This window comes from Achromobacter sp. GD03932 (genome assembly GCF_029839485.1).
Taxonomy (GTDB): domain Bacteria; phylum Pseudomonadota; class Gammaproteobacteria; order Burkholderiales; family Burkholderiaceae_B; genus Achromobacter; species Achromobacter bronchisepticus_A.
The window spans coordinates 111,758-135,846 of sequence record NZ_JAOCAT010000009.1; the positions used below are offsets into that span (position 1 = coordinate 111,758).

A 24,089-nucleotide genomic window follows, 5' to 3' on the forward strand; every position below is an offset into this window, starting at 1 on the left:
TTCCTGAACAGTTTTCCGGACCCTGCGGGGACCTGGCGCAACGACGGCAGGTGGAGACCGAAATAAATACAACGCCGGTGCAGCGAACATGGACGACACGATCCTGGAGACAAAAGGCCTCACCAAGGAATTCCGCGGATTCGTCGCGGTCAATGGGGTCGATTTGCGTATCAAGCGGGGCGAGATTCATGCCTTGATCGGGCCGAACGGCGCGGGCAAGACCACTTGCTTCAACCTGCTTACCAAGTTTCTTTCTCCCACGTCGGGAAGCATCAAGTTCAACGGTATCGACATTACCGGCGAGCGCCCCGCGCAGATCGCGCGCCGCGGCGTGATCCGTTCATTCCAGATCTCGGCGGTGTTCCCGCACCTGACCGTGCTGGAGAACGTGCGCATCGGGCTGCAGCGCAGGACCGGCCTGTCGTTCCATTTCTGGAAAAGCGACAAGCAGCTCGCCGTGCTGAATCAACCGGCGCGCGACCTGCTGGAACAAGTGGACCTGGGCGCCTTCGCCAACGAAACCACCGTCAACCTGCCCTATGGCCGCAAGCGCGCGCTTGAAATCGCCACCACGCTGGCGATGGAACCCGAACTGATGCTGCTTGACGAGCCCACGCAGGGCATGGGCCACGAGGACGTGGACCGCGTCACGCAACTGATCAAGCGCGTCAGCGCCGGACGCACCATCCTGATGGTGGAACACAACATGAATGTCGTGTCCTCCATCGCCAACACCATTACTGTGCTGGCGCGCGGCAGCGTGCTGGCCGAAGGATCGTACGCCGAAGTCTCCCGCCATCCGGCCGTGATGCAGGCTTACATGGGCACCACCGAGGGCGAACTTCAAGGAGCGCACGCATGAGCACCCCGGCACTGGAAATTTCGGGCCTGCAGGCCTGGTACGGGGAATCGCATATCCTGCACGGCGTGGATATGCGCGTTGGACAAGGCGAAGTGGTCACGCTGCTCGGACGCAACGGCGCCGGGCGCACCACCACCCTGCGGGCCATCCTGGGCCTGACGGGATCGCGCAAGGGTTCGGTACGCATCCATGGCACCGAAGCCATCGACCTGCCCACCTACAAGATCGCCCATCTGGGCGTGGGCTATTGCCCCGAGGAACGCGGCATCTTCGCCAGCCTGTCCTGCGAAGAAAACCTGCTGCTGCCTCCGGTCGTCGGTTCGCTGGGCGGCGGCATGTCGCTGGCCGAAATCTACGACATGTTCCCCAATCTGCAGGAGCGCCGGAATTCTCCCGGCGCGCGCCTGTCTGGCGGCGAACAGCAAATGCTGGCCGTGGCGCGCATCCTGCGCACCGGCGCCAACCTGCTGCTGCTCGACGAAATCTCCGAAGGCCTCGCCCCTGTCATCGTGCAGGCGCTGGCTCGCATGATCACGGCGCTGAAGCAGCGCGGCTACACCATCGTCATGGTGGAGCAGAACTTCCGCTTCGCAGCGCCCTTGGCCGACCGCTTCTACGTCATGGAGCACGGCCAGATCGTCGAGCACTTCGAAGCCGCAGAACTTTCAGAAAAACAGGACACGCTCAACGAACTGCTGGGCGTCTAGAACCTGTGTCATCCGCCGGAATTCCGGCAACACTACACCGTAGGGAAGAGAGGAGTCATCCCATGAAGCTGCACACCATCACTGCTGCACTGGCCATGGCGGGCCTGGGATTTGCTGGGGCACCCGCCCACGCGCAAGGTATCTCCGACGATGTCATCCGCATCGGCTTCATCACTGACATGTCCGGCGTGTATTCGGACATCGACGGCAAGGCCGGTCTGGAAGCCGTGCGCATGGCGATCGAGGACGCCGGCGGTTCGATCAACGGCAAGAAGATCGAAGTCGTCTCCGCGGACCACCAGAACAAGGCCGACGTTGCCTCGGCGCGCGTGCGCGAATGGTTCGACGAGCAGAAGGTGGACGTCATCATCGCCGGCACCAACTCGTCGACCAGCCTGGCCATGGCCGGCGTGGCCGCCGCGAAGAAGAAGCCCTTCATGGCGATCGGCGCGGGCGCGTCGGACCTGACCAACGCCCAGTGTTCGCCCTATACCGTGCACTACGCCTACGACACCGTCGCCCTGGCGCGCGGCACCGGTTCCGCCGTGGTGAAAGACGGCGGCAAAAGCTGGTTCTTCCTGACCGCCGACTATGCCTTCGGCCACGCGCTGGAGCGCGACACCATGGCCGTGGTCAAGGCCGCGGGCGGCGAGGTCAAGGGCCAGGTGCGGGCGCCGCTGGGCGCCTCGGACTTCTCGTCCTTCCTGCTGCAGGCGCAAGCCTCCAAGGCGCAGATCCTGGGTCTGGCCAACGCGGGCGGCGACACCATCAACTCGATCAAGGCCGCCAATGAATTCGGCGTGACCAAGACCATGAAGATGGCCGGCCTGCTGGTCTTCATCAACGACGTCCACGCGCTGGGCCTGCAAGCCACGCAAGGCATGTACCTGACCGACGGCTGGTACTGGGACCAATCCGACGCCTCGCGCGCCTGGTCCAAGAAGTTCGAAGCCAAGGTCGGCCGCAAGCCTTCCATGCTGCAGGCGGGCGACTATTCGGCCACGGCCTTCTATCTGAACGCCATCAAGGCCACCGGCACGGACGACGGCGACGCCGTCATGAAGTGGATGAAGTCGAACAAGGTCAACGACTTCTTCGCGCAAGGCGGTTACGTGCGCGAAGACGGCCGCATGATCCACGACATGTATCTGATGCAGGTCAAGACGCCGGCCGAATCCAAGGCCCCGTGGGACTACTACAAGGTCGTGGCGACGCTGCCTGGCGACGAGGTCTACACCAAGTTGTCCGAGTCCACCTGCAAGCTGGTCAAGAAGTAATCCAGCCCACGTGCCCCCAGACGCGACCCGGCGAACCTATGCGCCGGGCCGCGTTTTGGCCGGGCCGCGTTTTGATTAGCTCGCTTCCCTCCGTACGCGCAGGATTTTCATAAGATGACTGACATTTTCGGCATCCCCATACAGGCCTTGTTCGGCCAGCTATTGCTAGGCCTGGTCAACGGCTCCTTCTACGCCATGCTGTCGCTCGGGCTGGCCGTCATCTTCGGGCTGCTGAACGTCATCAACTTCGCGCACGGCGCGCTCTACATGCTGGGCGCGTTCATCGCCTGGATGGGGCTGTCGTACCTGGGGTTGAACTATTGGATCATGCTGATCCTGGCGCCGCTGGTCGTCGGGCTGTTCGGCATCATCATAGAAAAGCTGTTGCTGCGGCACCTGTACAAGCTGGATCACCTGTACGGGCTGCTGCTGACCTTCGGCCTGACGCTGCTGATAGAAGGCCTGTTCCGCAGCTTCTACGGCGTCTCGGGTCAGCCCTACCCCACGCCTGACGCGCTGCGCGGCGCCACCAACCTGGGCTTCATGATCCTGCCGAATTACCGCGGCTGGGTCGTGGCAGCCTCCCTGACAGTGTGTCTGGCAACCTGGTTCGTCATCGAACGCACCCGCCTTGGCGCCCTGCTGCGCGCCGGCACCGAAAACCCCCGCCTGGTCGAGGCCTTCGGCGTGAACGTGCCGCGCATGATCACCCTGACCTATGGCTTCGGGGTGGCGCTGGCGGGCTTTGCCGGCGTGCTGGCCGCGCCCGTGCTGCAGATTTCTCCGCTGATGGGCTCCAACCTCATCATCGTCGTGTTCGCCGTGGTCGTGATCGGTGGCATGGGGTCCATCATGGGCGCCATCGTGACCGGTCTGGGCCTGGGCGTGATCGAAGGACTGACCAAGGTGTTCTGGCCCGAGGCCTCCAGCACGGTCGTGTTCATCATCATGGCCATCGTTCTGTTGATCCGCCCGGCCGGGCTGTTCGGAAAAGAAAAATGAATCGTCAATTCCTGGGCTATGCGGTATTGGCCATCGTGGTGGCCATTCTTCCCTTCATCGGGGTCTATCCGATCTTCGCCATGAAGATCATGTGCTACGCGCTCTTCGCCTGCGCATTCAACCTGCTGCTGGGTTTCACCGGGCTGCTGTCGTTCGGCCACGCCGCCTTCCTGGGCAGCGCGGCCTACGCCACCGGCCACGCGCTCAAGGTGTGGGGCTTCCCCACCGAGATCGGCCTGCTGTTCGGCGTGGCCGTGGCGGGGCTGCTGGGTCTGGCGATGGGCGCCATCGCTATCCGCCGCAGCGGCATCTATTTCGCCATGATCACCCTGGCCCTGTCGCAGATGGTGTTCTTCTTCTTCCTCCAGGCGAAGTTCACCGGCGGCGAGGACGGCCTGCAGAGCGTGCCGCGCGGCACCCTGTTCGGGCTGATCGACCTGTCCAAGGACCTGAACCTGTACTACGTGGTGATGGCCATCTTCATCATTGGCTACTTCATCATCTGGCGCACGGTGAACTCGCCCTTCGGCCAGGTGCTGCAGGCGCTGCGCGAAAACGAACCGCGCGCCATCTCGCTGGGCTACGACGTCGACCGCTTCAAGCTGCTGGCCTTTGTGCTGTCGGCAGCGCTGGCCGGCCTGGCGGGCGCCACCAAGACCCTGGTCTTCGTGTCGGCCACCTTGTCCGATGCCACCTGGCAGATGTCCGGCCTGGTCATCCTGATGACGCTGATCGGCGGACTCGGCACCTTGACCGGTCCCATCCTCGGCGCCTTCATCGTGGTGCTGATGGAAAACAAGGTGGGCGACTTCGGCCAGATGATGGCCAACCTGACCGGCGTGGACTGGTTCCTGCGCCTGGGCGAATCGGTCACCATCGTGATCGGCCTGATCTTCGTGATCTGCGTGCTGGCCTTCCGCCGCGGCATCGTGGGCGAGGTCGGCGCCTTCATCGATCGCCGGCGCGCCGCCCGCGCCTGATCCTGGCAGCGCAAGCACGGGGCCGCGTTATGCGGCCCCGTTTCATTTGGCGAGGCCGCTGCCGCCCGTACAATGAACGGCACCCAACCAAACAGGTGCCTGACCATGCGCAAACCGCATCCGCTCGCCCCCGTCCTTGGCGCCCTGGCGCTGGCCGCCGCCCTTCTTCCCCCGGCTGCGCAAGCCGCGGATGCCGCCGCGCCCGTATGCGAAGTCAAACGGCCGGTCCGCTTCAGCGGCCTGAACTGGGAATCCAACCTGGTGCTGGCCGGCATCGAACGCTACGTGCTGGAACACGGCTACGGCTGCAAGACCACGGTCGAAATCGGCGAAACCCTGCCCATGCTGGCGGCGCTGCAACGCGGTGACGTCGACGTCACCCCGGAAGTGTGGCCCGGCCAGATCGAGGGCGCATGGAAGAAGGCCCTGGCCAGCGGCAAGGTGCTGGGCGTGGGCCACGTCTACGACGCCGGCGAAGGCTGGTACGTGCCCCGCTACACCGTCGAGCGCCATCCCGGCTTGAAGTCGGCAGCCGACCTGGCACGCTTCAAGGACGTCTTCGCCGATCCCGAGGAACCCGGCCGCGGCCGGATCTACGGTTGTCCGGCAGGATGGGCCTGCGGCACCCTGAACGAGAACCTGCTGCGCGCCTTGAAGCTTGAAAAGGACTATGCGATGTTCGCGCCCGGCTCCGGCGCTGCGCAGAAAGCCGCCATCGTGTCCGCCTACAAGCGCAAGCGCGACATCGTTTTCTACTACTGGACGCCCACTTCGCTGGTCGGCGCGCTGGATCTGGTGAAGCTGGAACTGCCCGCGTTCGACCAGGCCGCCTACACCTGCATGACCGATCCCAAATGCGCGAATCCCGTGCCCACCGAGTTCAAACCCAACCCCGTCGTCACGGGCGTGAATGCCGAGTTCGCGAAACAGGCGCCGCAGATCGCCGAATTCCTGGGCAAGCTGACGGTGCCCGGCGACGCCATCGACGCCACCCTGGGCTGGCTGGAAAACGAAGGCAAGGAACCCGAGGACGCCGCGCGCTATTTCCTCAGGCAATACGGCCCGGTCTGGCGGCAATGGATGCCGGCCCAGGCAGCCGACCGCGTGCAAGCGGCGCTGGCGCGCGAATGATGCCGGGAAGCCGGCAGCCGCCTCATGTATCCTGACGTTTCGGCGCGCCGATAGCGCCACCCCAATTCAAGTGAAGGAAGACAACCATGGATGCCTTGTTCTGGCACAACGGTCACTGGACCACTGAAAACCCCAAACTGCTCGGCCCCGCCGACCACGCCTTCTGGATGGCCAGCATGGTGTTCGACGGCGCGCGCGCATTCCGCGGCCTGACGCCCGACCTGGATCTGCACTGCCAACGCGTGGTGCGCTCGGCCGAAAAAATGCTGATGAAGCCCCAGATCGGCTGGGAAGAGATCCAAAAGCTCTGCCTGCAGGCGGTGGCGAAATTCCCGCAGGGCAGCGAACTCTACATCAAGCCCATGTTCTATTGCGCCGACGGCTTCCTGCTGCCGGACGCCGACAAGACCCAGTTCGTGCTGCACGTGTTCAAGGTGCCGATGCCGGGCGACCAGGGCTTCTCCGCCTGCTTCTCCAGCTTTGCGCGTTCCTGGCCCAACATGGCGCCCACCGACGCCAAGGCGTCCTGCCTGTACCCCAACGGCCAGCGCGCCATCCGCGAAGCCGCCGAGAAGGGTTTCGACAACGCCATCATGCTGGACGGCGCGGGCAACATCGCCGAGTTCGCCACCAGCAACCTGTGGATCGCCAAGAACGGCGTGGTGTCCACGCCGGCCGACAACGGCACCTTTCTGAATGGCATCACGCGCCGCCGCGTGCTGGCGCTGCTGAAGGCCGACGGCGTCGACGTGCAGGAACGCAGCCTGACCCGCGCCGACATCGAGGAAGCCGACGAAGTATTCTCGTCCGGCAACTACGGCAAGGTGGTGCACGTGAACCGCGTGGAAGACCGCAAGCTCGAATACGGCCCCATGGCCCGCCGCGCGCACAAGCTGTATATGGATTACGCGGAGCAAACCGGCCGTCATTGAGGCTCGCGGCTCACGCCACGGGCGGGATCAGGGCTGGAATCAGTCCGCCCGTGGCGGCAGATGCAGCGCCGCCACATGCGGCGAACCCTGCCAGGAAGGATAGCGCTCCAGCACCTGAGGATCATGGCCCGGAACGACGTGTTCCTCCGATTGCGCGGCCCCGACCAGCCTGGCGTATCCCGACAACATCTCCGCCGTGTTGTAGACGATGGGAAAAGGGCGGCCCGCGTCCATGTTCTCGTAGTAGTGGCTGGCATCCGATGCCAGCACCACCCAGCCTCTCGCGGTGTGCACCCGCACGGCCTGCAAGCCCTTGGTATGGCCGCCGATCTTCAGCAGCCCGATGCCGGGCAACAGCGCTGAATCGCCATCGTGGAATACGACCCTGTCCTCGTAGACATGCCGGACCAGGCTGACCACGTCCTCGACGGCATAGGCATGCCGCAACGGCTCGAAGCACATGCAGCGGCCGGTCGCGTAGTCCATTTCGCCATCCTGCACATGGAAACGCGCCCGCGGCAAACGATCCAGATTGCCGGCATGGTCGTAATGCAGATGGGTCAGGACCACGTGCTGAACGTCCACGGGCCGCACGCCCAGCGGCGCCAAGGCCGCTATCGGACAATGGATCAGCTCGCGGCGGCGCTTATGCGCCGTCTCGGCATTGAATCCGGTGTCGACCAGCACGACGCGTCCGGCGCCACGCACCAGCCAGACGAAGAAGTCCATCGGCATGTCGGCGTCGTGGGGGTCGCCACCCAGAAAATTGTCGCGCCGCCGACGCGGCATGCGCGCGTAGCGGATGGCGTACACCTCGTATTCCGGCAGCACATCCCGCCTTGGATCGCCCATATCAAACTCCCAAATAGGCTTTCTGCACGAACGGATCCTCCAGCAGTTCGGACCCCTTGCCGCTGCGCACCACGACGCCATGCTCGAATGCGTGCGCCTGGTGAGCCAGGCGCAGCGCCAGGCGGGCGTTCTGCTCCACCAGAACGATGGCAATGCCGCTTTCCCGGTTGATGCGCTCGATGGCGCCGGCGATCTCCGCCACGATCTTGGGCGCGATGCCCAACGAGGGTTCATCCAACATCAACAGCCGCGGCTGCGCCATCAGCGCCCGCCCGATGGCGACCATCTGCTGCTCTCCGCCCGACAACGACCCCGCCAGTTGCGAACGCCGCTCCCGCACTCTGGGAAACAGAGCATAGATTTCGTCCAGCCGGCGACGTATTGCCGGGCGCGAACGCACCGCATGCGCACCCGCCATCAGGTTGTCCAACACGCTCATGCGCCCGAACAGGCGGCGTCCTTCGGGCGACAACGACAGGCCGGCGGCGACACGGGCGGCAGAGCCTTGCCGCGCCAGATCCCGGCCATCGAGGAGAATGCGGCCGCCAGCAACCGGCGCCAACCCGATGAGCGCCTTCAAGGTCGAACTTTTGCCCGCGCCGTTGGAACCGACCAGCGCCACGATCTGGCCTGTCTCCACCGCAAAGCTGACACCACGCACGGCCTCCAACTGGCCGTAGCGCACGCTCATATCCTGGACTTCAAGCATGGGCATAATCGGGCGCTCCCAGATAGGCTTCAATGACGGCGGGATTCTCGCGGATGGCCTGCGGCGCGCCTTCGGCGATCTTCTCGCCCTGGACCAGCACCACGATGCGGTGGCAGAGTTCCATGACCAGCGCCATATGGTGCTCCACCAGCAGCATGGTCAACCCCTCTTCCGACTGCAGGCGGCGCAACAGCCTTCCCAACTCGTTGCATTCCTCGTGATTCAGCCCGGCGGCTGGCTCATCCAGCAGCAGCATGCGCGGGCGGCAAGCCAGCGCCACGGCGATCCCCAACTTCTTCTGCAAGCCATAGGCCAGCGCCCCAGCCGGCGCATCGCGCCAGGCCTGCAGGTCCAGCAGGCTCAACAGCCGGTTGACCTCCTGTGCGATCTGCGTGTCGGTAAGCAGGTCGTGGCTGCGCCCTGCCAAGCGGCGCAACCATGATTGCCGCGCGCGCGCCAGCATGCCGCGGCGGATGTTCTCGGCCACCGAGACGTCGGGATAAGTCGAGGTGGACTGGAACGTGCGTGCCAGCCCTTGCACGACCACTCGGCTGGGTGGACCGCCAGCGATATCGCGGCCATCGAACCGCACACTACCGGAGGTCGGCGGCATGGTGCCGCTGATGACGTTGAACGCCGTGGTCTTGCCCGCCCCATTAGGACCGATCAACCCGACGATCTCGCCCTGAGAGACAGAAAAGCTCAGCTCCCTCAGGGCGGCCAGGCCGCCGAAACTGCGCGACAGGCCCTGCACTTGCAGCAGCGCTTGGTTCATTGGGACTCCTTGCGGCGACGCGCCTGCCAGGGCCCCGGCAAGCTGGCCAGGCCCGCGGGCAGAAAGCGCAGGATGAGGATCAACGCCGCGCCGTAGAAAATATGCTGCGTCTGCACCGCGCCACGAAACAGCTCAGGCAGCGGCGTCAACACCATGGCGCCGATCAGGCCTCCCCACACCGAACGTCGCCCGCCGATGACCAGCATGATGATGAAGCCGATGGAAATACTGGCGTTGAAGGATTCCGGCGACACGTAGCCGACATAGCGCGCCAGCAACGAGCCTCCTGCCGCAGCCAGGGCGCAGCCGGCAATGAAAGCGCATAGCTGGATGCGGCGCACGCTCAGGCCGGTGGATTCGGCCAGTGCCGGGTTGTCGGCCACGGCGTCGATGGCATGTCCGAATGGCCGTCGCGCCAAGGCGCTCAGCAGTGCCACCGAGCCCAGCGCAGCGCACAGCGCCAATCCGTAGAAACGCGCGCGCGAGTCGAACACCAGGCCCGCCAACGCGGCAGGCTCGATCCCGGCGATGCCATTGGCGCCGCCCGACCACGATGAACCGTCGAGCAGGATCAGGCGCAGCAGCTCGCCAAACGCGAAAGTGACCAGCACGAAATACACGCCTTTGAGCCGCAGGATCACCGCTCCGAGGGCCAGCGCAACCAACGCCGTCAAGGCGATTCCCGCCAACGCGGCGGGCAGAAAGCTCCAGCCCAGGTAGCGTCCCGCCAGCACCGAACCATAGGCGCCTATGGCGACAAAAGCGGCATGTCCCAGCGACAGCTGGCCGCAACGCGAGATCAGCGCCAGACCGTTGACGATGAGCACGTTCAGGCAGGTCAGCACCGCCAGATGCTGAACAAAGGGCCCGGCGAACCAGGGCGCCGCCGCCACCGCGGCCAGCATGGCCCACAGCAGCCAACGCAACGGCGCGGGCCGCGGCAAGCCGGATTCAAGCGATAGTTCTGTCATGGCCTATGCCTCCCCGCGGCCTAGCAGCCCCTTGGGCCGCACCACCAACATCACGATGACCACGGCGAAGATGAGCATGTCCGCCGTGCTGCTTTCAAACAGCAGGCTGCCGTAGCTCTCCGCCAGCCCCAGCGCCAGTCCGGCGACCGCCGCGCCCGGGATGCTGCCCAGCCCACCCAGGATCACCACGATGAACGCCTTGAGCAACGGCGTTGCGCCCACGAACGGCGACACCGAGAACAAGGGCGCCATCAACGCGCCCGCCACCGCCGCCAGCCCTACGCCCAAGCCGAAACCCAGGGGGTAATACATGCGCGAGCGTATGCCCTGGATCGCCGCGATTTCGAAATCCTCCACCACCGCGCGCAGCGCCCGTCCCGGCCGTGAATAACGCAGGAACCCATACAGCAGCGCCAGCGCCAACAAGGCGAAAGCGACGACGTAGACGCGCGACAGCGGCACGACCAGCTTGTCCAGGCGCACCGTGCCCCGCGCCACGGCCGGCATGGAAAGCGGATCCGGGCCGAAGAACATCAGCGCCAGGTTCTGCAAGATCATCGCCAGCCCGATGGTCGCGATCATGCCGTTGAGTTCATCGCGCCGAAACGGCTTCAGCACGCCCCATTCCAGCGCCGCGCCGCCCGCCACCGCAAACACGAAGGTCAGCGCCACGGCCGGCAGGAACGAGAAGCCCGCCTGGGTCGTCAGGTAGTACGCGCCGAATGCCCCCAGCATGTAGAACTCGCCATGAGCGAAGTTCACCATCCGCATCACGCCGAACACCAGCGTGAAACCCACGGCCATCAACAGATACAGCAGCCCCACGATCAAGCCGTTGACCGTGGCCTGCGCCAGCAAAATGCTCCAATCCACGTCGCGCTCCCCCCGGGCCGCGCTAGCGGCACTCCGCCACGGTGCAGCGCGCGCGGATCACCTCGAGGCCGTCCTTGACCTCGGCTACGTAGAACGGCGCGTTGAGCTGGTGATCGATCCCGTACATGGCCCGCCCAGTCCAGCTCAGTTTTCCCAGCGCACCCTCGAAGCCATCGAGCTTTTCCAATTCGACACGGACGCGCTCGGTGTCTTCCACGCTGCCGGCGCGGCGCATGGCCTCGAACAGCATCTGCGTGCCATCGTAGAAAGCCGGGCTGAAGCCGTTCATCGGATGCTTGTACTTGGCCGCATAGCGGTCCGCGTAGGCCTTGGTGGCGGCCAGTTGCGGGTCGATTGGCGTATGCACCAGCATGCCTTCGGCCGCCTGTTTGCCCGCCACGTTCACGATTTCCTGCGTGGCAGGTCCGCCCGTGCGCACGATGCGCCCCTCGAAACCGAGTTCGCGCGCCTGCTTGACGATGAGACCCGCGGTGGCGGGCGAATTGCCGTCCAGCTCGATGGCGTCGATGCCGCGAGCCATCATGCGGGTCAGCAGCGGCACGAAATCCACTCGGTCGCGTTCGAAGAATTCCTTGGCGGACAGCGCCGCGCCCGCCTTCTTGTAGGCGGCCTCCAGATCGAGGGCGATCTGCTGCCCGGTTTCATCATTGGGAAACAAGGCCCCCACCTTGCGCAGCCCCTGCGACTTGACCAGCCAGTCTATCTGCGGCTGCGAAACCTCGGCGGTGGTGACGTTGGGGCGGAAGGTATAGGGCTTGTCCGCGGCCAACGCCTTGGCGGTAAAGCCCAGCGTCAGCAGAATGACCTTGTTCTTCTCCGTAATCGGCTGGATGGCAAGCACGGGCGCCGAACCGACGGGCCCGACGATGTAGCGGACCTTGTCCTCGAATACCAAGCGATTGGCGACGGTCACGGCCTCGTTGGCCTGGTACTTGTCATCGTAGGCGACAACCTGCACCCGATACTTCTTGCCGCCGACGTCCAGGCCGCCGGCCTCATTGACCTGGTCCGCCGCGACCTCGGCGGCGTTCTTCATGCCTTGCCCCCACGCGGCCCCGGCGCCGGACAGCGTAACCAGCGCGCCCAGTTTCAGGGTCTCCTGGGCCTGTGCCGCGGACGCGGCCCCCAAGGCAACGAGGCCAGCCAGAATGATCGGATAACGCATGATGTCTCCTGTGAGTACGCGGGCAGTGCCTGCCCGTCTGTTGCGCCCGCTCTACAGGCGGGCGATGGCGTCAAGCACTGGCAGCACGTAGCGACGGAACTGCCGCGGGTTTTCGCTCATCGGGAAATGTCCCAATTCGCGCATCACGGCGACCTGCGCGCCGGGGATGCCAGCGGCCGTGCGCAAGGTGTCTTCGGGCGTGCAGGAAAAGTCGTATTCCCCCGTCAGCAGATAGAGCGGACACAGATCGGTGCGGATGCCTTCGAGCTCTCCCCGCAGGTCCGCGTCGACGCGATAGAAGTACAGGTCCCCGCGGAATACGCCTGGCCCGCCTTGCATGTATTGCCAGAGCGTTTCGTGCCGATGCACGGCCGGCGATTGCGGCGCAACCAGACCGGACACCAGAGCGGCGCATACCTCGCCGCCATGCACGTCGCCGCGGTGCAGCCAGGCGGTGTCGTACCACGGTTCCTGAAAGTCCGCGGCTTCAACGCCGATCAGCGCGCGGAAGCGCTCGGCATGTTGGTGGGCAAGCTGCAGCACGATGCGACCGCCTATCGAGCAGCCAATCAGGGCGGGCCGCGGCAGCGCCAGCGCGTCGCAAAAGGCGAGTATGGTTGCCACGTAGAGTTCAGTGGAAAGCCGGTATTCCTCGTCCTGCCAACCTTCGGGGGGATAGGACTTGCCATGCCATGGCAGGTCGAACGCAATGACCCGGTAACGCGAGGTGATGTCGGGATCGCACATCATGTGACGGTATTGCCGGCTGTCCGCGCCCGCCGTATGCAAGCAGACCAGCGGTATGCCCTCGCCCGCCTCTTCGAAGTAGACACGGTTGCTCCTGCCGGCGATGTTCAACGACACATAACGGCCGACGATGGGTTCCAGAGCGGCGCTCATGCTTGCGTCTCCCGGCCCGTGGCCAGCAGGTCCTTGATGAATTGCAGATGCGCCATCAGCGGCTGGAGGTTGCCTTCGATGGTCAGCTCGCGCCGCTTGCTGAGCGCGAAGAGGTCATGCCAGCCTGCCGGCGGCACCGGCTGCCAGAAGCGCGACCAGGCATCCGCGGACGCGCTCAAGGAAAAATCGCAGGACGGCATGGGTGTGGCGGGCGCGGCGGCCGCCACCACCCGCCCGCCGCGCACGCCCACCAGCACGGGGCTGGCCCCGAAGCGCAGCAGCAGATTCATATCGACCTGGCGCTGGCGCGAAAACGACAGCGCGCGAGCACTGAAGCGCTGCGCCAGCCGCGCGCCATCGGCAGGTTTGGCAACTGGTTCCATTGTCTCTCCGCTTTCTTTTTTGTTCTTACAGACAGAACATTTATTCTTTCTGTAAGAACATTCTATATATTGAAAAGTCCCGGTGTCAACATGGCGAGAATCCGGAGAAATGCCTATCTGACCGTCAGCGTCCGGCAATCAGCGGCCAGCCTCAGCGGGCATCCGGTCAGTCCCTGCAAGACCTCGAAATCCAGGCCCGCCACCATCGCCCTCACCGACAGCCCGGCAGGCGAAACGTCGATGATCGCCAGATCGGAATAGATGCGATCCACCACCCCTGTGCCCGTCAGCGGATAGGAGCATTCGCGGACTATCTTGGGCTGGCCGTCCTTGGTGACGTGTTCCATGGTGATGTAGACCTGCCGGGCGCCCGCCACCAGGTCCATCGCGCCGCCCACGGCGGGTATCGTGCCCGGCGCGCCCGTGTCCCAGTTGGCCAGATCGCCCCGCTCCGACACCTGAAATGCCCCCAGCACCGTCAAATCCAGATGGCCGCCACGCATCATGGCGAACGACACCACGTGATCGGTGATGGACGCTCCCGGCAGCAGGGTGACAGGCTCTTTGCTGGCGTTGATCAGATCCAGGTCCAGCGGCGCCTCGGCGTCGCCCGGCCCCATGCCCACAATGCCGTTCTCGGTATGCAGGATCACGTCGCGGCCGGGCGGTAGAAACGCCGACACCAGCGTGGGGATGCCGATGCCCAGATTGACGTAGGCGCCATCCTCGATATCGGCCGCGACCAGCCGCGCGATCTGCTGCCGCGTGAGTTTTTCAAATGCCATGGCCAGCTCCTGTCCGCACCACCCGCTTGACGAAGATGCCCGGCGTCATGACGTGCTCGGGCGCAATGCCGCCCAGGTCCACGATGTCGTCGACCTGCGCCACCGTGGTGGCGGCGGCCATGCACATGACCGGGGAAAAATTGCGGCCCGCGTAGCGGTACATCAGGTTGCCCCAACGGTCCGCGATGCGGGCCTTGACGAAGGCATAGTCCCCTTTCAAAGGCGCTTCCAGCACATAGCCCACGCCATCTATGACGCGCGTCTCCTTGCCGGCCGCCAGCGGCGTGCCGTAGGCGGTGGGCGTGAAAAACGGTCCCAGCCCGGCGCCCGCGGCGCGCATGCGCTCGGCCATGGTGCCCTGGGGCACGCACTCCAGCTCGATTCTCCCGGCGCGGTAGGCGTCCGCGAAAGCCGCCGCATTCGGGTTCTTCCGGTCGGAGGAACGCGCGAAGGAACAGATCATCTTGCGCACGCGTCCCGCTTCCACCAGCTGGCTCAGGCCCCTTGGGCCATTGCCGGCGTTGTTGTTGACAATGGTGAGTTCACGCGCGCCCTGGTCCAGCAGCGCGCACACCAGCTCCGTCGGCACGCCCGAGGCGCCGAAGCCGCCGATCAGGATCACCGCGCCATCCGGCACGCCCGCCACCGCGGCCTCCAGCGTATTGACTATCTTGTCCAGCATGGGCTCTTTCTCCCTGCCTATGATGAAGGCGGCCCGCTCAACGAGTGGCCGGGCCGCCAAGAATGGCGGTCGATTGGCTGGACAACGTGCCGCCGTTGCCATGCACCAGCGCGATATCGGCCCCGGGAACCTGGCGCTCTCCCGCCTGGGCGCGCAGCTGGCGCACGGCTTCGATCACCAGGAAGATGCCGTACATGCCAGGATGCACGCAGGACAGTCCGCCGCCATTGGTATTGACGGGCAGCCGCCCGCCAGGGGCAATGCCGCCTCCCTGCACGAAGGCACCGGCCTCGCCTTTCTTGCAAAAGCCCAGGTCCTCCAGGAACAGCAGCGTATTGATGGTGAAGGCATCATAGAGTTCGGCCACGTCCACGTCGGCGATGCCCAGGCCCGCCATGGCCAACGCCCGCTTGCCCGATTCCGCCGCAGCGGTGACGGTCAGGTCCTCCATGGACGAGATCTGCCGGTTCCAGACAGCCGTGGCGCTGCCCAGCACGTAGACGGGCGCCTGCTTCAAATGGCGGGCGCGATCGGCGCGCACCATCACATACGCGCCGCCGCCGTCGCTTACCAGGCAACAGTCGCGCACCGTCAAGGGGTCCGAGACCGGACGCGACCGCAACACGTCCTCGATCGACAGCGGTTCGCGCATCGCGGCTTCGGGATTCAGCCTGGCCCAGGCCCTGGCGGCGACGGCCACCTCGGCCAGTTGTTCCCGCGTGGTGCCGTACTGATACATATGGCGGGCGGCTGCCAAGGCGTAGGACGTGACCGGCTGCATTGGCGAATATGGATGCTCGAAAGGCTGCGGATCGAGCAAGGCCCGCGCCTTGACGCCCTCCTTGCGGCCGAAGACGGCGGTCTTCTGGGTACTGCCGTAGCACACCAGCACTGCGTCGCACTGCCCCGAAGCCAGCGCCATCACGGATGGCAGCAAGTGCGACACAAAGCTGGAACCGCCCAACATTGAGGCTTCGATATAGCGCGGCCGCAGCCCCAGGTACTCCGCTACGGGCATGCTCCACATGGTGGCCGACGAACTGCATGTCGCCAGGCCGTCGATATCCCGCATCGACAGGCCCGCATCGGCCACCGCCCGCGTCGCCGCCTGCGCCAGTACCTCCATCTCGGTATACCCATGGGCTTCGCCCAGGCCCGCATGCCCCACCCCGGCTATCGCGACCTGGCCACGCAACGACTCCAGCGTCATCATGCGTCCTCCGCGGGCGTGAACACCAGCATCGCCACCTGGCCGTCGTCGCGCCGCACCCGCGCACGTACCGGCAAGCCGATGCGCAGGCGATCCAGCGCGATATCGTCGACCAGGCTCATCAAGCGCACGCCTTCCTCCAGGTCGATCAGCGCCACGTTGTAGTCGCCGCCGGCCTCCGGCTTGCGGCGCACGACGCTGTAGGAATAGACCGTGCCCGTGCCGGCCGGCGAGGTCCACTCCAGCTCGGTGGCGCCGCAATGCATGCACAGGACTCGGGGAAAAAACTGGTGCGCGCCGCAAGATGCGCAGCGCTGGATCAGGAACCGGCCTTGCGCCAGGCTGGAAAAATACTGTTCTTGCGGGCCGCGAGCCGCGGCGCCGTCGTTCTCTTCGGTGACCATGCTTGTCTCCATTCTTCTTTGTTCGCGGCGCTGCGCCGCTGTCGTCACAAATCCGCGAAGGACCGCCCCTCGGCCGCCAACCGCTCCAGCAAGGGAGCCGGCCGCCACTGTTCGCCGTGCTGTTCGTGGAAGCGCCGGACCGCGGCCAGCACGGCGGGCAGCCCCTGCTGATCCGCGTAGAACAAGGGACCGCCCCGGTGCGCCGGGAATCCATAGCCATGGACGTAGATCACATCGATGTCCGACGCTCTTGCGGCGATGCCTTCGTCCAGGATGTGCGCCGCCTCGTTGACGAGCGCGTATACCGTGCGCTGCACGATCTCGTCATCCGAGATCTCCCGCCGGCTGATGCCGTCCTGCCGCGCGCAAGCCTCGATAAGCGCATGCACGGCAGGATCCTCCAGTGGCTCCCGACTGCCGGGTTCATAGCGGTAAAACCCGCTACCCGTCTTCTGGCCAAAACGCCCTTGTTCGCACAGGCGGTCGGCCACGCGCGAGTAGCGCAGATGCGCGGGCCGCGTGGGCGCCATGCGCTTGCGGAAGGCCCAGCTGATATCCAGTCCGGCCATGTCCGCCATGCGCAAAGGCCCCATCGCCAGGCCGAAGCGCTGCAAGGCGCCGTCCACCTGCGACGGCGACGCGCCCTCCTCCAGCAGGAAATGCGCTTCCCGCGTGTAGGGGCTGACCATCCGGTTGCCGACGAAGCCGTCGCAGACGCCTACCAGCACGGGCAGCTTGCCCATCTTGCGCGCCAGCCGGAACACCGTCGCAACCACCGCGCCATCGGTCGCGCGCCCTTTCACTACCTCCAGCAACCGCATGACATGGGCGGGGCTGAAGAAATGAGTTCCCAGCACCTGCGCGGGGCGGCTGGTGTATCCGGCGATCTCGTCGATATCCAGCCGCGACGTGTTCGACGCGAGTATGGCGCCGGGCTTGCAGATCCGATCCAGCGCGGAAAATATCTGGCGCTTGACGTCCATGTCCTCGAACGCCGCCTCGATCACCAGGTCGACGTCGCACAGCGCCGCCATGTCCAGGCTGCGACTTATGCGCGCCAGGCGTCCGGCCTCCTGCGCAGCCGACAGTTTTCCCTTGACCACGGTCGCCGCGTAGTGATTCCTGATGGCCGACCACCCGCGATCCAAGGCCTGCTCATCGCGTTCGACCAGCACCACATCCAGGCCGGCATTGGCCAGGCTCATGGCTATGCCGCCGCCCATGGTGCCGGCGCCCACCACGCCCACCCTGGCGATGCCGCCGCCAGCCTGCCAATCCGCGGGCAGCTTGAGCGCCGCCCGTTCCGCGAAGAACAGGTGGCGCTGCGCCTTGGACTGGCTGCCGTTGACCAGTTCCAGGAAGCGCTCGCGCTCGAAGGCCAGCCCGTCCGGCAGCGCCGACCCGGCCGCATATTCCACGCAGGCCACGCAAGCCAGCGGCGCCACGCAGCCGCGGTAGCGGCGGGCAGCCTGCGCACGCGCGCGGTCGTAGACTGCCGTGTCCGGCGGCGCCTGCACCCGGCGCGCGCCAACGTTGCGATCCGCCAGTGGCGCGTCGGCGACCGCCAGCGCATAGGCGGCCGCGCGCGGCAGCAGCGCGTCGCCGTAGACCTCGTCGACCAGCCCCCATTCCCTTGCCGTGGCCGCATCGACCGGATCGCCCTGCGCGATCATGGTCAACGCCCGCTCGACGCCAACGATTCTCGGAAGCCTTTGCGTGCCCCCCGCCCCGGGCAGCACTCCCAGCTTCACTTCAGGCAGGCCCAGCGACGTCCCTTCCAGGGCCACGCGGTAGTGGCAGCCCAGCGCCAGTTCCAACCCGCCCCCCAGGGCCGCGCCGTGTATTGCCGCCACGACAGGCTTGGTCGCGCCCTCCAGCAACGCAATGACCGAGCGCAGCGTCGGTTCGCGCGTGGACATGGGAGTATTGAATTCGCGGATCTCGGCGCCGCAGCAGAAGAAGTCGCCATCTCCCGCCAACACCAGCGCGCGCACGCTGGCATCCGCCAGCGCGGCTTCGATCGCTGCATGCAATCGCGTCCGCAGCTCCGCGCCCAGGCTATTGACCGGTGGATTGCGCAGCAGTAATACCGCCACGCGCCCCGATTCCATCCGCTCGGTATGGATCAACATGGCCATCTCATTCCAGTTCCACGACGATCTGGCCTTCGTCCACTTCGTCGCCTTCCGCCACGAGCACGCGAACGACCGTACCCGCGCGCTCGGCCTCGACTGGGATCTCCATCTTCATCGATTCCACCTTGGCGACGCTGTCGCCAGCCTCCACGCGCTGGCCCGGTCGGACGGTTACGGCGACCACTCGGCCGACTACGGGGGTTTCCACTTTGAACATCGTCATCTCCTTGATTTATGCGGCGTGCGCGGTCGCGCGCGATTCTTCGAGCATGCGTGCCACCATCCCGGTGGAGACGCGGCCCGCACGGAACTCAGGGTCGTCCAGCAGACGCAGGACGAACGGAATGTTGGTCTTGACGCCCCCCACACGGAACTGAGCCAAGGCGGCCTTCAACAGGTCCAGCGCCTGTCTGCGGGTCTGCGCGCTGGCGATCACTTTCGCCAGCATGGGGTCGTAGTGACTGGAAACGCGGCATCCCGTCGCGTAGCCTGTCTCGATGCGCACCCCCGCCATCGCGGGCGGAGCAAACTCCTGAAGCACGCCCGGCGAAGGCAGGAAGCGCACCGGATCCTCTGCATAGACCCGCGCCTCGATGGCGTGGCCGCTCAAGGGCGGAACCAGCGGCAACACATCGGCCATGCGCTCGCCGGCAGCCAGCCGCAGCTGCGCGGCGACGATATCCACGCCCGTCACCGACTCGGTCACCGCGTGCTCCACCTGCAGGCGGGTATTGATCTCCAGGAACGAGAAGCCGGTTTCGGGCGTGTACAGCATTTCGACCGTGCCGATCACGTCGTAGCCCATGCCGGATAACATGGCCTCCAACCGTGCGGCCATGTCTTGCAGCGCGGCGCGCTCCAGGCCTGGAGCAGGCGCCTCTTCGAGCACCTTCTGATGGCGGCGCTGGGTCGAGCAATCGCGTTCGTACAGGCAGCGCAGTTGTCCATGGCGGTCGGCCAGGAACTGGAACTCGACGTGACGCGGATCGCGCAGCAGCTTCTCCAGGTACAGCTCCGAACCGCCGAAGCTGCGCTCGGCGATCAGCCGCGCCCGGCCCCATTCGGTGTCCACATCCTGCGGGCAGGCCAGGGGAATCATGCCGATACCGCCCCCGCCCGTTGCAGGTTTGATCAGCACCGGATAGCCCAGGGTTTCGGCGGCCTGCCGCACGGCCTCCAGATCGCATCCCAGCACGGCGCTGCTGGGCGCCATGGGCATGCCCAGCGCCCGCATCGCGTCGCGCGCCTGGGTCTTGTGCCCCAGCATGCGAATCCAGCGTGGGGACGGACCGACAAAGACCATGCCCGCCTGCTCCACCGCTTCGGCAAAGTCCGCGTTCTCGGAAAGAAAGCCATAGCCGGGATGCAAGGCATCGGCGCCGCACTCTCGCGCCACCCGCAAAAGAGTGTCACGGTTCAGGTAGCTCTGCGACGCCGGCGCCGGGCCGATGGGGAGCGCGACATCGGCCTCGCTCAGGTAAGGCAAATCCCGGTCCGCCTCGGAGTAGACCGCCACGGATTCGATGCCGAGCGTGCGCAGCGCCCGGATGACGCGGCGGGCAACAGCCCCCCGGTTGGCAACAAGCACTCGCTTCATCAGAGGCTCCATGTGGCGAATCAAGGCCGGTAGCCGAAGGCGCGCGGGCCGGCTTCGCGCAAGGGCGCCACCAACTCCACGAACTCCTCCAGCACGTTGCGCGTGGCGGCCGGGTCGATGATGTCCTCCACCACGAAAGCCTCGGCGCTGCGGAACGGCGAGGTCAGGCCGCGTACCCGCGCCTCGATCTCCCGCATCTTGGCCTCGGGGTCCGCCGCGGCCTCGATCTCGGCCTTGTAGGCGACCTCCAATCCACCTTCGACCGGCAACGACCCCCATTGCGCGGACGGCCAGGCATAGCGGAAATTGAATCTTCCCGCGCTCTGGTGACCGCCAGCCGCCACGCCGAACGCCTTGCGCACGATGATCGAACACCATGGCACGGTGGACTGCGCCACCGCGCTCAGCGCGCGCACGCCATAGCGCATGGCGCCGGCCTTCTCCGCGTTCAGGCCGATCTGGAAGCCCGGCACATCCACCAGATTGACGACCGGCAGATGAAAGGTCTCGGCCAGGTCCAGCAGCCGGGTGAATTTCTCGGCGGAAGGACCGTCCCAGCCTCCGCCATAGTGGTAGGGATCGCTGGCGAAGACCGCCACCGGCCAACCGTCGATGCGAGCCAGGCCCGTGATCATCGCGCGCCCCCAGCGGCGGCCAATCTCCATGAACGAGCCTTCGTCCACCAGCGCGTCCACAATGGGCCGCATCTTGTACACGGCACGCGCGTCGGCGGGAATGACGCCGCGCAGCCAGTCCTGCCCGCCGCCTGGACGTCTTCCGCCCTCGGCGCGCGGCGACAGTTCGTGCACGGATCGGGGCAAGTAGGACAGGAAGCGCCGTGCCATCGCAAAAGCGGCTTCTTCCGAGTCGGCCTCGTCATCCACCACGCCATTGCGGGTGTGGATGTCGCTGCCGCCCAGTTCATTCTTGTCCAGCGTCTGACCGATACGGGCCACCACGGGAGGCCCCGCGATGAACAACTGCGAGGTCTCGCGCACCATGACGGAATAGTGGCTTGCCGCCACACGCGCGGCGCCCAGGCCGGCCACCGAGCCCAGCGCCAGCGACACGACTGGAACTGTGGCCAGGTTCTGCGTCATCAGCGGCCACATACGCAACTTGGGCAATAAAGTGTGGCCCTTGATCTCGATGTTGCGCACCGAGCCGCCACCGCCGGTGCCATCCACCAGCCGCAGTAGCGGCAGGCGCAGATCCTGGGCCATGCGCTCGGCCTCCATCAGCTTGTCGCCGACCGCGCCGTCATTGGCGCCGCCGCGCACGGTGAAATCGTCGGCGCACACCACGACCGGCCGCCCTTGCACCTTGGCGCGGCCGATCACGAGATTCGACGGCGTCAGGTCCGTCAGCTGGCCTTGATCGTCGTATTCCCCGCTGCCGGCCAGCGCACCGACCTCGCGAAACGATTCCGCATCGACCATCTTCTGGATGCGCTCACGCACCGGCAGCTTGCCGCCCTCCCGATGCCGGCGCACTTTCGCCTCGCCGCCCATGCGCGCCGCCAACTCCTTGCGCAGCGCCAATTCCCGCAGTTCTTTTTCCCAGGACACCGTATGCTCCCTTCTGCCTGTTGCCGAACCGGCCCATTGCCGCCGGCTCAATCGATCTTGATGTTGGCGCGCTTGATGAGCGCTTCGTTCTGCTTGAGTTCATCGGCGATCTTCTGCCGGAAAGCCTGCGGCGATTGCGTCAAGGGATTGCCCTGAGGCGCCAGACGTGCGCGCACGGCGGGATCCTTGACCGCCAGGGCAATCTCCTTGTTCAGCCGTTCGACCACTTCGGGCGGGGTGCCGGCTGGGGAAAAAATGCCGACCCAGAAGGAAATGTCGAAGCCCGGATAGCCCAGCTCCGCCACTGCCGGCACCTCAGGCAAGTCATGCCAGCGCTGCGCCGTGGACACGGCAAGCGCCTTCAGCTTGCCCGCCTTGATCAGCGGCACGCCAGACAAGGTGTCGAAGCCGAAATCCACCTCCTTGGACATCAACCCCGCCTCCATCGGCGCCGCGCCCCGGTACGGGACATGCAGCATCTGCGTATCGGACATGGTCGCCAGCTGGGCGCCTGCCAGGTGCATCAGGTTGCCGTTGCCGGCCGAACCGTAGCTGACGGTATTGGGATTGCGGCGCGCCAGGTCCACCAGCGATTTGACGTCGACCACGCCGGCCACGCGCGGATTCTCCGCATTGATCGTCAGGATGAAAGGCACCGAAACCACGGTGGTCACCGGCGCGAAATCCTTGAGCGGGTCGTACTGCATATCCTTGTAGAGCAAGGGATTGACCGTGATCGAACTGGAGTTGCTGACCAGGATGGTGTAGCCGTCAGGCTTGGCCTGCGCCACGGCACGGGCGGCGATCATGCCGTTGGCGCCGGTCTTGTTCTCCACCACGAACGTTTGTCCCATGCGGGCGGAAAGCGCCTCGCCCATGATGCGCGCCACCGTGTCGATGGTGCTGCCAGGGCTGAAGCCCACCACGAATTTCACCGGCGCGTTGGGATAGCCGGTGGCGCTTGCCCATTGGGGACCAAATGCCAGCAAAGCAAACGAACCTGCCGCGAGCCATTTCGAAACTTGCATGATGTGTCTCCTCCGTTGTTGTCGGATTCCGCGCCGCGCGCTACATGGACGCGCGGCTGCGGACCTCTTCGCCGTTATTGCGCGGCGACGGCGCCGGAAGCCTTGACGGCCTGGCCCCACTTCTCCTGCTCTTGCGCCATGAAGGCCGCGAAGGCCTGCGGCGTGCTGTTGACCACTTCTCCACCCAAGCCTTCGATGCGCGCCTGCATCTCGGGTGTCGCCACGATCTTCGATACGTCCTGATAGATGCGTTGCGCTTGCGGCGCGGGCAGCGACGCCGGCGCAAGCAGGCCGAACCAGGTGGCGGCCTCGAAGCCCGGCATGCCCGCCTCGGCGAAGGTCGGCACGTCGCGCAGCGCCTGCACCCGCTTGCCGTTGGCCACCGCCAGCGCGCGCAGCTTGCCGGATTCGATCAGCGGCAGGGCCGAGGTGATGGTGGCCAGCATCATCTGGACCTGGCCGCCGGCCAGGTCGGTGAAGGCCGGCGCGTCGCCGCGGTACGGCACATGCGTGATGGAGGAGTGCGTGGCGATCTTGAACAGCTCGCCGCTCAGATGCTGGGCCGTGCCGTTGCCGGGAGAGGCGAAGTTGACCGAAGCGCCATCCCGCTTGAGATAGGCCAGAAATTCCTGCAGATTCTTGGCGGGGATGGACGGATTGACCACCAGCACCAGCGGCACCTTGGTCACCAGCGTGATCGGCGCAAAGTCCTTGACCGGGTCGTAGTTGAGCTTGGCGTAGAGATGGCCGCTGATCGTGTGCGCCGATGTGGTCATGAACAGCGTGTAGCCGTCGCCCTGCGCACGCGCCACCGCGCTGGCGCCGATCGTCGTGCCCGCGCCTGCGCGATTCTCGACGATGACGGTCTGCCCCCAGGACTGCGTGAGTTTTTCCGCCACCGCGCGCGCCACCACATCGGTGGCGCCGCCGGCCGGATAGGGCACGACCATGGTCACGGGTTTGGTCGGATAGGACGCGGCTTGTGCCGTGCCCGCAAACAGCGCCGCGGCACAAGCCAGGGCGCGCAGCCAATTGCGTTGCATTGTGATGTCTCCTCTTGTCCTTCGATTGACGTGCGGTATATTTTTATCGTTCCTCTAGACAGAACGTTTATTCTATTTTATATTTTTTCGGCCAGAG

25 protein-coding genes are annotated in these 24,089 nt (G+C 65.6%); 7 read left to right on the forward strand and 18 right to left on the reverse strand.

Annotation, left to right across the window (positions count from 1 at the left end):
- Positions 1-88 precede the first annotated feature (88 nt).
- From N5C88_RS10895 to N5C88_RS10925, 7 genes are all read left to right on the forward strand, one after another.
- Positions 89-862: an ABC transporter ATP-binding protein gene (locus tag N5C88_RS10895; RefSeq protein ID WP_059374827.1), complete on the forward strand. Its 774-nt coding sequence runs from the start codon at positions 89-91 to the stop codon at positions 860-862.
- A complete protein-coding gene (locus N5C88_RS10900) occupies positions 859-1,569 on the forward strand; it encodes an ABC transporter ATP-binding protein (RefSeq protein ID WP_280015306.1) in 711 nt (236 codons plus the stop codon). Before N5C88_RS10895 ends, N5C88_RS10900 begins: the two co-directional genes overlap by 4 nt.
- A gap of 62 nt (positions 1,570-1,631) precedes the next feature.
- A complete protein-coding gene (locus N5C88_RS10905; RefSeq protein ID WP_059374829.1) occupies positions 1,632-2,846 on the forward strand; it encodes an ABC transporter substrate-binding protein in 1,215 nt (404 codons plus the stop codon).
- Between the two features lie 114 nt (positions 2,847-2,960).
- Entirely contained in the window at positions 2,961-3,848 is an 888-nt protein-coding gene (locus N5C88_RS10910; protein ID WP_118931855.1) for a branched-chain amino acid ABC transporter permease, read from the forward strand.
- Entirely contained in the window at positions 3,845-4,828 is a 984-nt protein-coding gene (locus N5C88_RS10915; protein WP_059374833.1) for a branched-chain amino acid ABC transporter permease, read from the forward strand. Before N5C88_RS10910 ends, N5C88_RS10915 begins: the two co-directional genes overlap by 4 nt.
- A gap of 105 nt (positions 4,829-4,933) precedes the next feature.
- A complete protein-coding gene (locus tag N5C88_RS10920) occupies positions 4,934-5,959 on the forward strand; it encodes an ABC transporter substrate-binding protein (RefSeq protein ID WP_280015307.1) in 1,026 nt (341 codons plus the stop codon).
- 86 nt (positions 5,960-6,045) lie between these two features.
- Entirely contained in the window at positions 6,046-6,891 is an 846-nt protein-coding gene (locus tag N5C88_RS10925; RefSeq protein ID WP_118931856.1) for a branched-chain amino acid aminotransferase, read from the forward strand.
- A gap of 39 nt (positions 6,892-6,930) precedes the next feature.
- Here N5C88_RS10925 and N5C88_RS10930 read toward each other — a convergent pair whose 3' ends face one another.
- The 18 genes from N5C88_RS10930 to N5C88_RS11015 all read right to left on the reverse strand — a co-directional run bounded on the left by N5C88_RS10930 (position 6,931) and on the right by N5C88_RS11015 (position 23,992).
- Positions 6,931-7,743 carry an N-acyl homoserine lactonase family protein gene (locus tag N5C88_RS10930; protein ID WP_280015308.1) on the reverse strand — a complete coding sequence of 271 codons (813 nt, stop codon included), beginning with the start codon at positions 7,741-7,743 and terminating at the stop codon, positions 6,931-6,933.
- A 1-nt stretch (position 7,744) separates the two neighbouring features.
- A complete protein-coding gene (locus N5C88_RS10935; RefSeq protein WP_280015309.1) occupies positions 7,745-8,458 on the reverse strand; it encodes an ABC transporter ATP-binding protein in 714 nt (237 codons plus the stop codon).
- Positions 8,445-9,227: an ABC transporter ATP-binding protein gene (locus tag N5C88_RS10940; RefSeq protein WP_280015310.1), complete on the reverse strand. Its 783-nt coding sequence runs from the start codon at positions 9,225-9,227 to the stop codon at positions 8,445-8,447. The genes N5C88_RS10935 and N5C88_RS10940 overlap by 14 nt, the downstream gene beginning before the upstream one ends.
- Complete coding sequence (locus N5C88_RS10945) at positions 9,224-10,198, reverse strand: branched-chain amino acid ABC transporter permease (RefSeq protein ID WP_059374846.1); 975 nt, start codon at positions 10,196-10,198, stop codon at positions 9,224-9,226. Before N5C88_RS10945 ends, N5C88_RS10940 begins: the two co-directional genes overlap by 4 nt.
- Positions 10,199-10,201: 3 nt before the next feature.
- Positions 10,202-11,071 carry a branched-chain amino acid ABC transporter permease gene (locus N5C88_RS10950; protein ID WP_059374849.1) on the reverse strand — a complete coding sequence of 290 codons (870 nt, stop codon included), beginning with the start codon at positions 11,069-11,071 and terminating at the stop codon, positions 10,202-10,204.
- Between the two features lie 22 nt (positions 11,072-11,093).
- Complete coding sequence (locus tag N5C88_RS10955) at positions 11,094-12,257, reverse strand: ABC transporter substrate-binding protein (protein ID WP_059374851.1); 1,164 nt, start codon at positions 12,255-12,257, stop codon at positions 11,094-11,096.
- 51 nt (positions 12,258-12,308) lie between these two features.
- Positions 12,309-13,157 (reverse strand): alpha/beta hydrolase, encoded by an 849-nt coding sequence (locus tag N5C88_RS10960; protein ID WP_280015311.1) that lies wholly within the window; start codon positions 13,155-13,157, stop codon positions 12,309-12,311.
- A complete protein-coding gene (locus N5C88_RS10965; protein ID WP_059374855.1) occupies positions 13,154-13,540 on the reverse strand; it encodes a hypothetical protein in 387 nt (128 codons plus the stop codon). The genes N5C88_RS10960 and N5C88_RS10965 overlap by 4 nt, the downstream gene beginning before the upstream one ends.
- Positions 13,541-13,653: 113 nt before the next feature.
- On the reverse strand, positions 13,654-14,325 hold the full coding sequence (locus N5C88_RS10970) for a 3-oxoacid CoA-transferase subunit B (protein ID WP_251877421.1): 672 nt from the start codon (positions 14,323-14,325) through the stop codon (positions 13,654-13,656).
- On the reverse strand, positions 14,315-15,007 hold the full coding sequence (locus tag N5C88_RS10975; protein WP_280015312.1) for a 3-oxoacid CoA-transferase subunit A: 693 nt from the start codon (positions 15,005-15,007) through the stop codon (positions 14,315-14,317). The genes N5C88_RS10970 and N5C88_RS10975 overlap by 11 nt, the downstream gene beginning before the upstream one ends.
- Positions 15,008-15,044: 37 nt before the next feature.
- A complete protein-coding gene (locus N5C88_RS10980) occupies positions 15,045-16,217 on the reverse strand; it encodes a thiolase (RefSeq protein WP_059375343.1) in 1,173 nt (390 codons plus the stop codon).
- Positions 16,217-16,621, reverse strand: coding sequence for a Zn-ribbon domain-containing OB-fold protein (locus tag N5C88_RS10985; protein ID WP_280015313.1), 405 nt, complete (start codon positions 16,619-16,621; stop codon positions 16,217-16,219). The genes N5C88_RS10980 and N5C88_RS10985 overlap by 1 nt, the downstream gene beginning before the upstream one ends.
- 44 nt (positions 16,622-16,665) lie before the next feature.
- Entirely contained in the window at positions 16,666-18,753 is a 2,088-nt protein-coding gene (locus N5C88_RS10990; protein ID WP_280015314.1) for a 3-hydroxyacyl-CoA dehydrogenase NAD-binding domain-containing protein, read from the reverse strand.
- A gap of 7 nt (positions 18,754-18,760) precedes the next feature.
- Positions 18,761-18,973: an acetyl-CoA carboxylase biotin carboxyl carrier protein subunit gene (locus tag N5C88_RS10995; RefSeq protein WP_059374865.1), complete on the reverse strand. Its 213-nt coding sequence runs from the start codon at positions 18,971-18,973 to the stop codon at positions 18,761-18,763.
- Positions 18,974-18,988: 15 nt separating this feature from the next.
- Positions 18,989-20,353 (reverse strand): biotin carboxylase N-terminal domain-containing protein, encoded by a 1,365-nt coding sequence (locus tag N5C88_RS11000; RefSeq protein ID WP_280015315.1) that lies wholly within the window; start codon positions 20,351-20,353, stop codon positions 18,989-18,991.
- 20 nt (positions 20,354-20,373) lie between these two features.
- Positions 20,374-21,921 carry a carboxyl transferase domain-containing protein gene (locus N5C88_RS11005; protein ID WP_251877429.1) on the reverse strand — a complete coding sequence of 516 codons (1,548 nt, stop codon included), beginning with the start codon at positions 21,919-21,921 and terminating at the stop codon, positions 20,374-20,376.
- 47 nt (positions 21,922-21,968) lie between these two features.
- Positions 21,969-22,949: a tripartite tricarboxylate transporter substrate binding protein gene (locus N5C88_RS11010; protein WP_059374871.1), complete on the reverse strand. Its 981-nt coding sequence runs from the start codon at positions 22,947-22,949 to the stop codon at positions 21,969-21,971.
- 74 nt (positions 22,950-23,023) lie between these two features.
- On the reverse strand, positions 23,024-23,992 hold the full coding sequence (locus N5C88_RS11015; RefSeq protein WP_059374874.1) for a tripartite tricarboxylate transporter substrate binding protein: 969 nt from the start codon (positions 23,990-23,992) through the stop codon (positions 23,024-23,026).
- Between the last annotated feature and the right edge of the window lie 97 nt (positions 23,993-24,089).

Bases quoted from the DNA above. Each gene is read 5' to 3' on its own strand.
- N5C88_RS10895 (WP_059374827.1), top strand. From the start codon at position 89: ATGGACGACACGATCCTGGAGACAAAAGGCCTCACCAAGGAATTCCGC.
- N5C88_RS10965 (WP_059374855.1), bottom strand. From the start codon at position 13,540: ATGGAACCAGTTGCCAAACCTGCCGATGGCGCGCGGCTGGCGCAGCGC.
- N5C88_RS10995 (WP_059374865.1), bottom strand. From the start codon at position 18,973: ATGTTCAAAGTGGAAACCCCCGTAGTCGGCCGAGTGGTCGCCGTAACC.
- N5C88_RS10900 (WP_280015306.1), top strand. From the start codon at position 859: ATGAGCACCCCGGCACTGGAAATTTCGGGCCTGCAGGCCTGGTACGGG.
- N5C88_RS10910 (WP_118931855.1), top strand. From the start codon at position 2,961: ATGACTGACATTTTCGGCATCCCCATACAGGCCTTGTTCGGCCAGCTA.
- N5C88_RS10935 (WP_280015309.1), bottom strand. From the start codon at position 8,458: ATGCCCATGCTTGAAGTCCAGGATATGAGCGTGCGCTACGGCCAGTTG.
- N5C88_RS10915 (WP_059374833.1), top strand. From the start codon at position 3,845: ATGAATCGTCAATTCCTGGGCTATGCGGTATTGGCCATCGTGGTGGCC.
- N5C88_RS10985 (WP_280015313.1), bottom strand. From the start codon at position 16,621: ATGGTCACCGAAGAGAACGACGGCGCCGCGGCTCGCGGCCCGCAAGAA.
- N5C88_RS10970 (WP_251877421.1), bottom strand. From the start codon at position 14,325: ATGGCATTTGAAAAACTCACGCGGCAGCAGATCGCGCGGCTGGTCGCG.
- N5C88_RS10980 (WP_059375343.1), bottom strand. From the start codon at position 16,217: ATGACGCTGGAGTCGTTGCGTGGCCAGGTCGCGATAGCCGGGGTGGGG.
- N5C88_RS11015 (WP_059374874.1), bottom strand. From the start codon at position 23,992: ATGCAACGCAATTGGCTGCGCGCCCTGGCTTGTGCCGCGGCGCTGTTT.
- N5C88_RS11010 (WP_059374871.1), bottom strand. From the start codon at position 22,949: ATGCAAGTTTCGAAATGGCTCGCGGCAGGTTCGTTTGCTTTGCTGGCA.
- N5C88_RS10960 (WP_280015311.1), bottom strand. From the start codon at position 13,157: ATGAGCGCCGCTCTGGAACCCATCGTCGGCCGTTATGTGTCGTTGAAC.
- N5C88_RS10955 (WP_059374851.1), bottom strand. From the start codon at position 12,257: ATGCGTTATCCGATCATTCTGGCTGGCCTCGTTGCCTTGGGGGCCGCG.
- N5C88_RS10940 (WP_280015310.1), bottom strand. From the start codon at position 9,227: ATGAACCAAGCGCTGCTGCAAGTGCAGGGCCTGTCGCGCAGTTTCGGC.
- N5C88_RS10930 (WP_280015308.1), bottom strand. From the start codon at position 7,743: ATGGGCGATCCAAGGCGGGATGTGCTGCCGGAATACGAGGTGTACGCC.
- N5C88_RS10945 (WP_059374846.1), bottom strand. From the start codon at position 10,198: ATGACAGAACTATCGCTTGAATCCGGCTTGCCGCGGCCCGCGCCGTTG.
- N5C88_RS10990 (WP_280015314.1), bottom strand. From the start codon at position 18,753: ATGTTGATCCATACCGAGCGGATGGAATCGGGGCGCGTGGCGGTATTA.
- N5C88_RS10905 (WP_059374829.1), top strand. From the start codon at position 1,632: ATGAAGCTGCACACCATCACTGCTGCACTGGCCATGGCGGGCCTGGGA.
- N5C88_RS10925 (WP_118931856.1), top strand. From the start codon at position 6,046: ATGGATGCCTTGTTCTGGCACAACGGTCACTGGACCACTGAAAACCCC.
- N5C88_RS11000 (WP_280015315.1), bottom strand. From the start codon at position 20,353: ATGAAGCGAGTGCTTGTTGCCAACCGGGGGGCTGTTGCCCGCCGCGTC.
- N5C88_RS10920 (WP_280015307.1), top strand. From the start codon at position 4,934: ATGCGCAAACCGCATCCGCTCGCCCCCGTCCTTGGCGCCCTGGCGCTG.
- N5C88_RS10975 (WP_280015312.1), bottom strand. From the start codon at position 15,007: ATGCTGGACAAGATAGTCAATACGCTGGAGGCCGCGGTGGCGGGCGTG.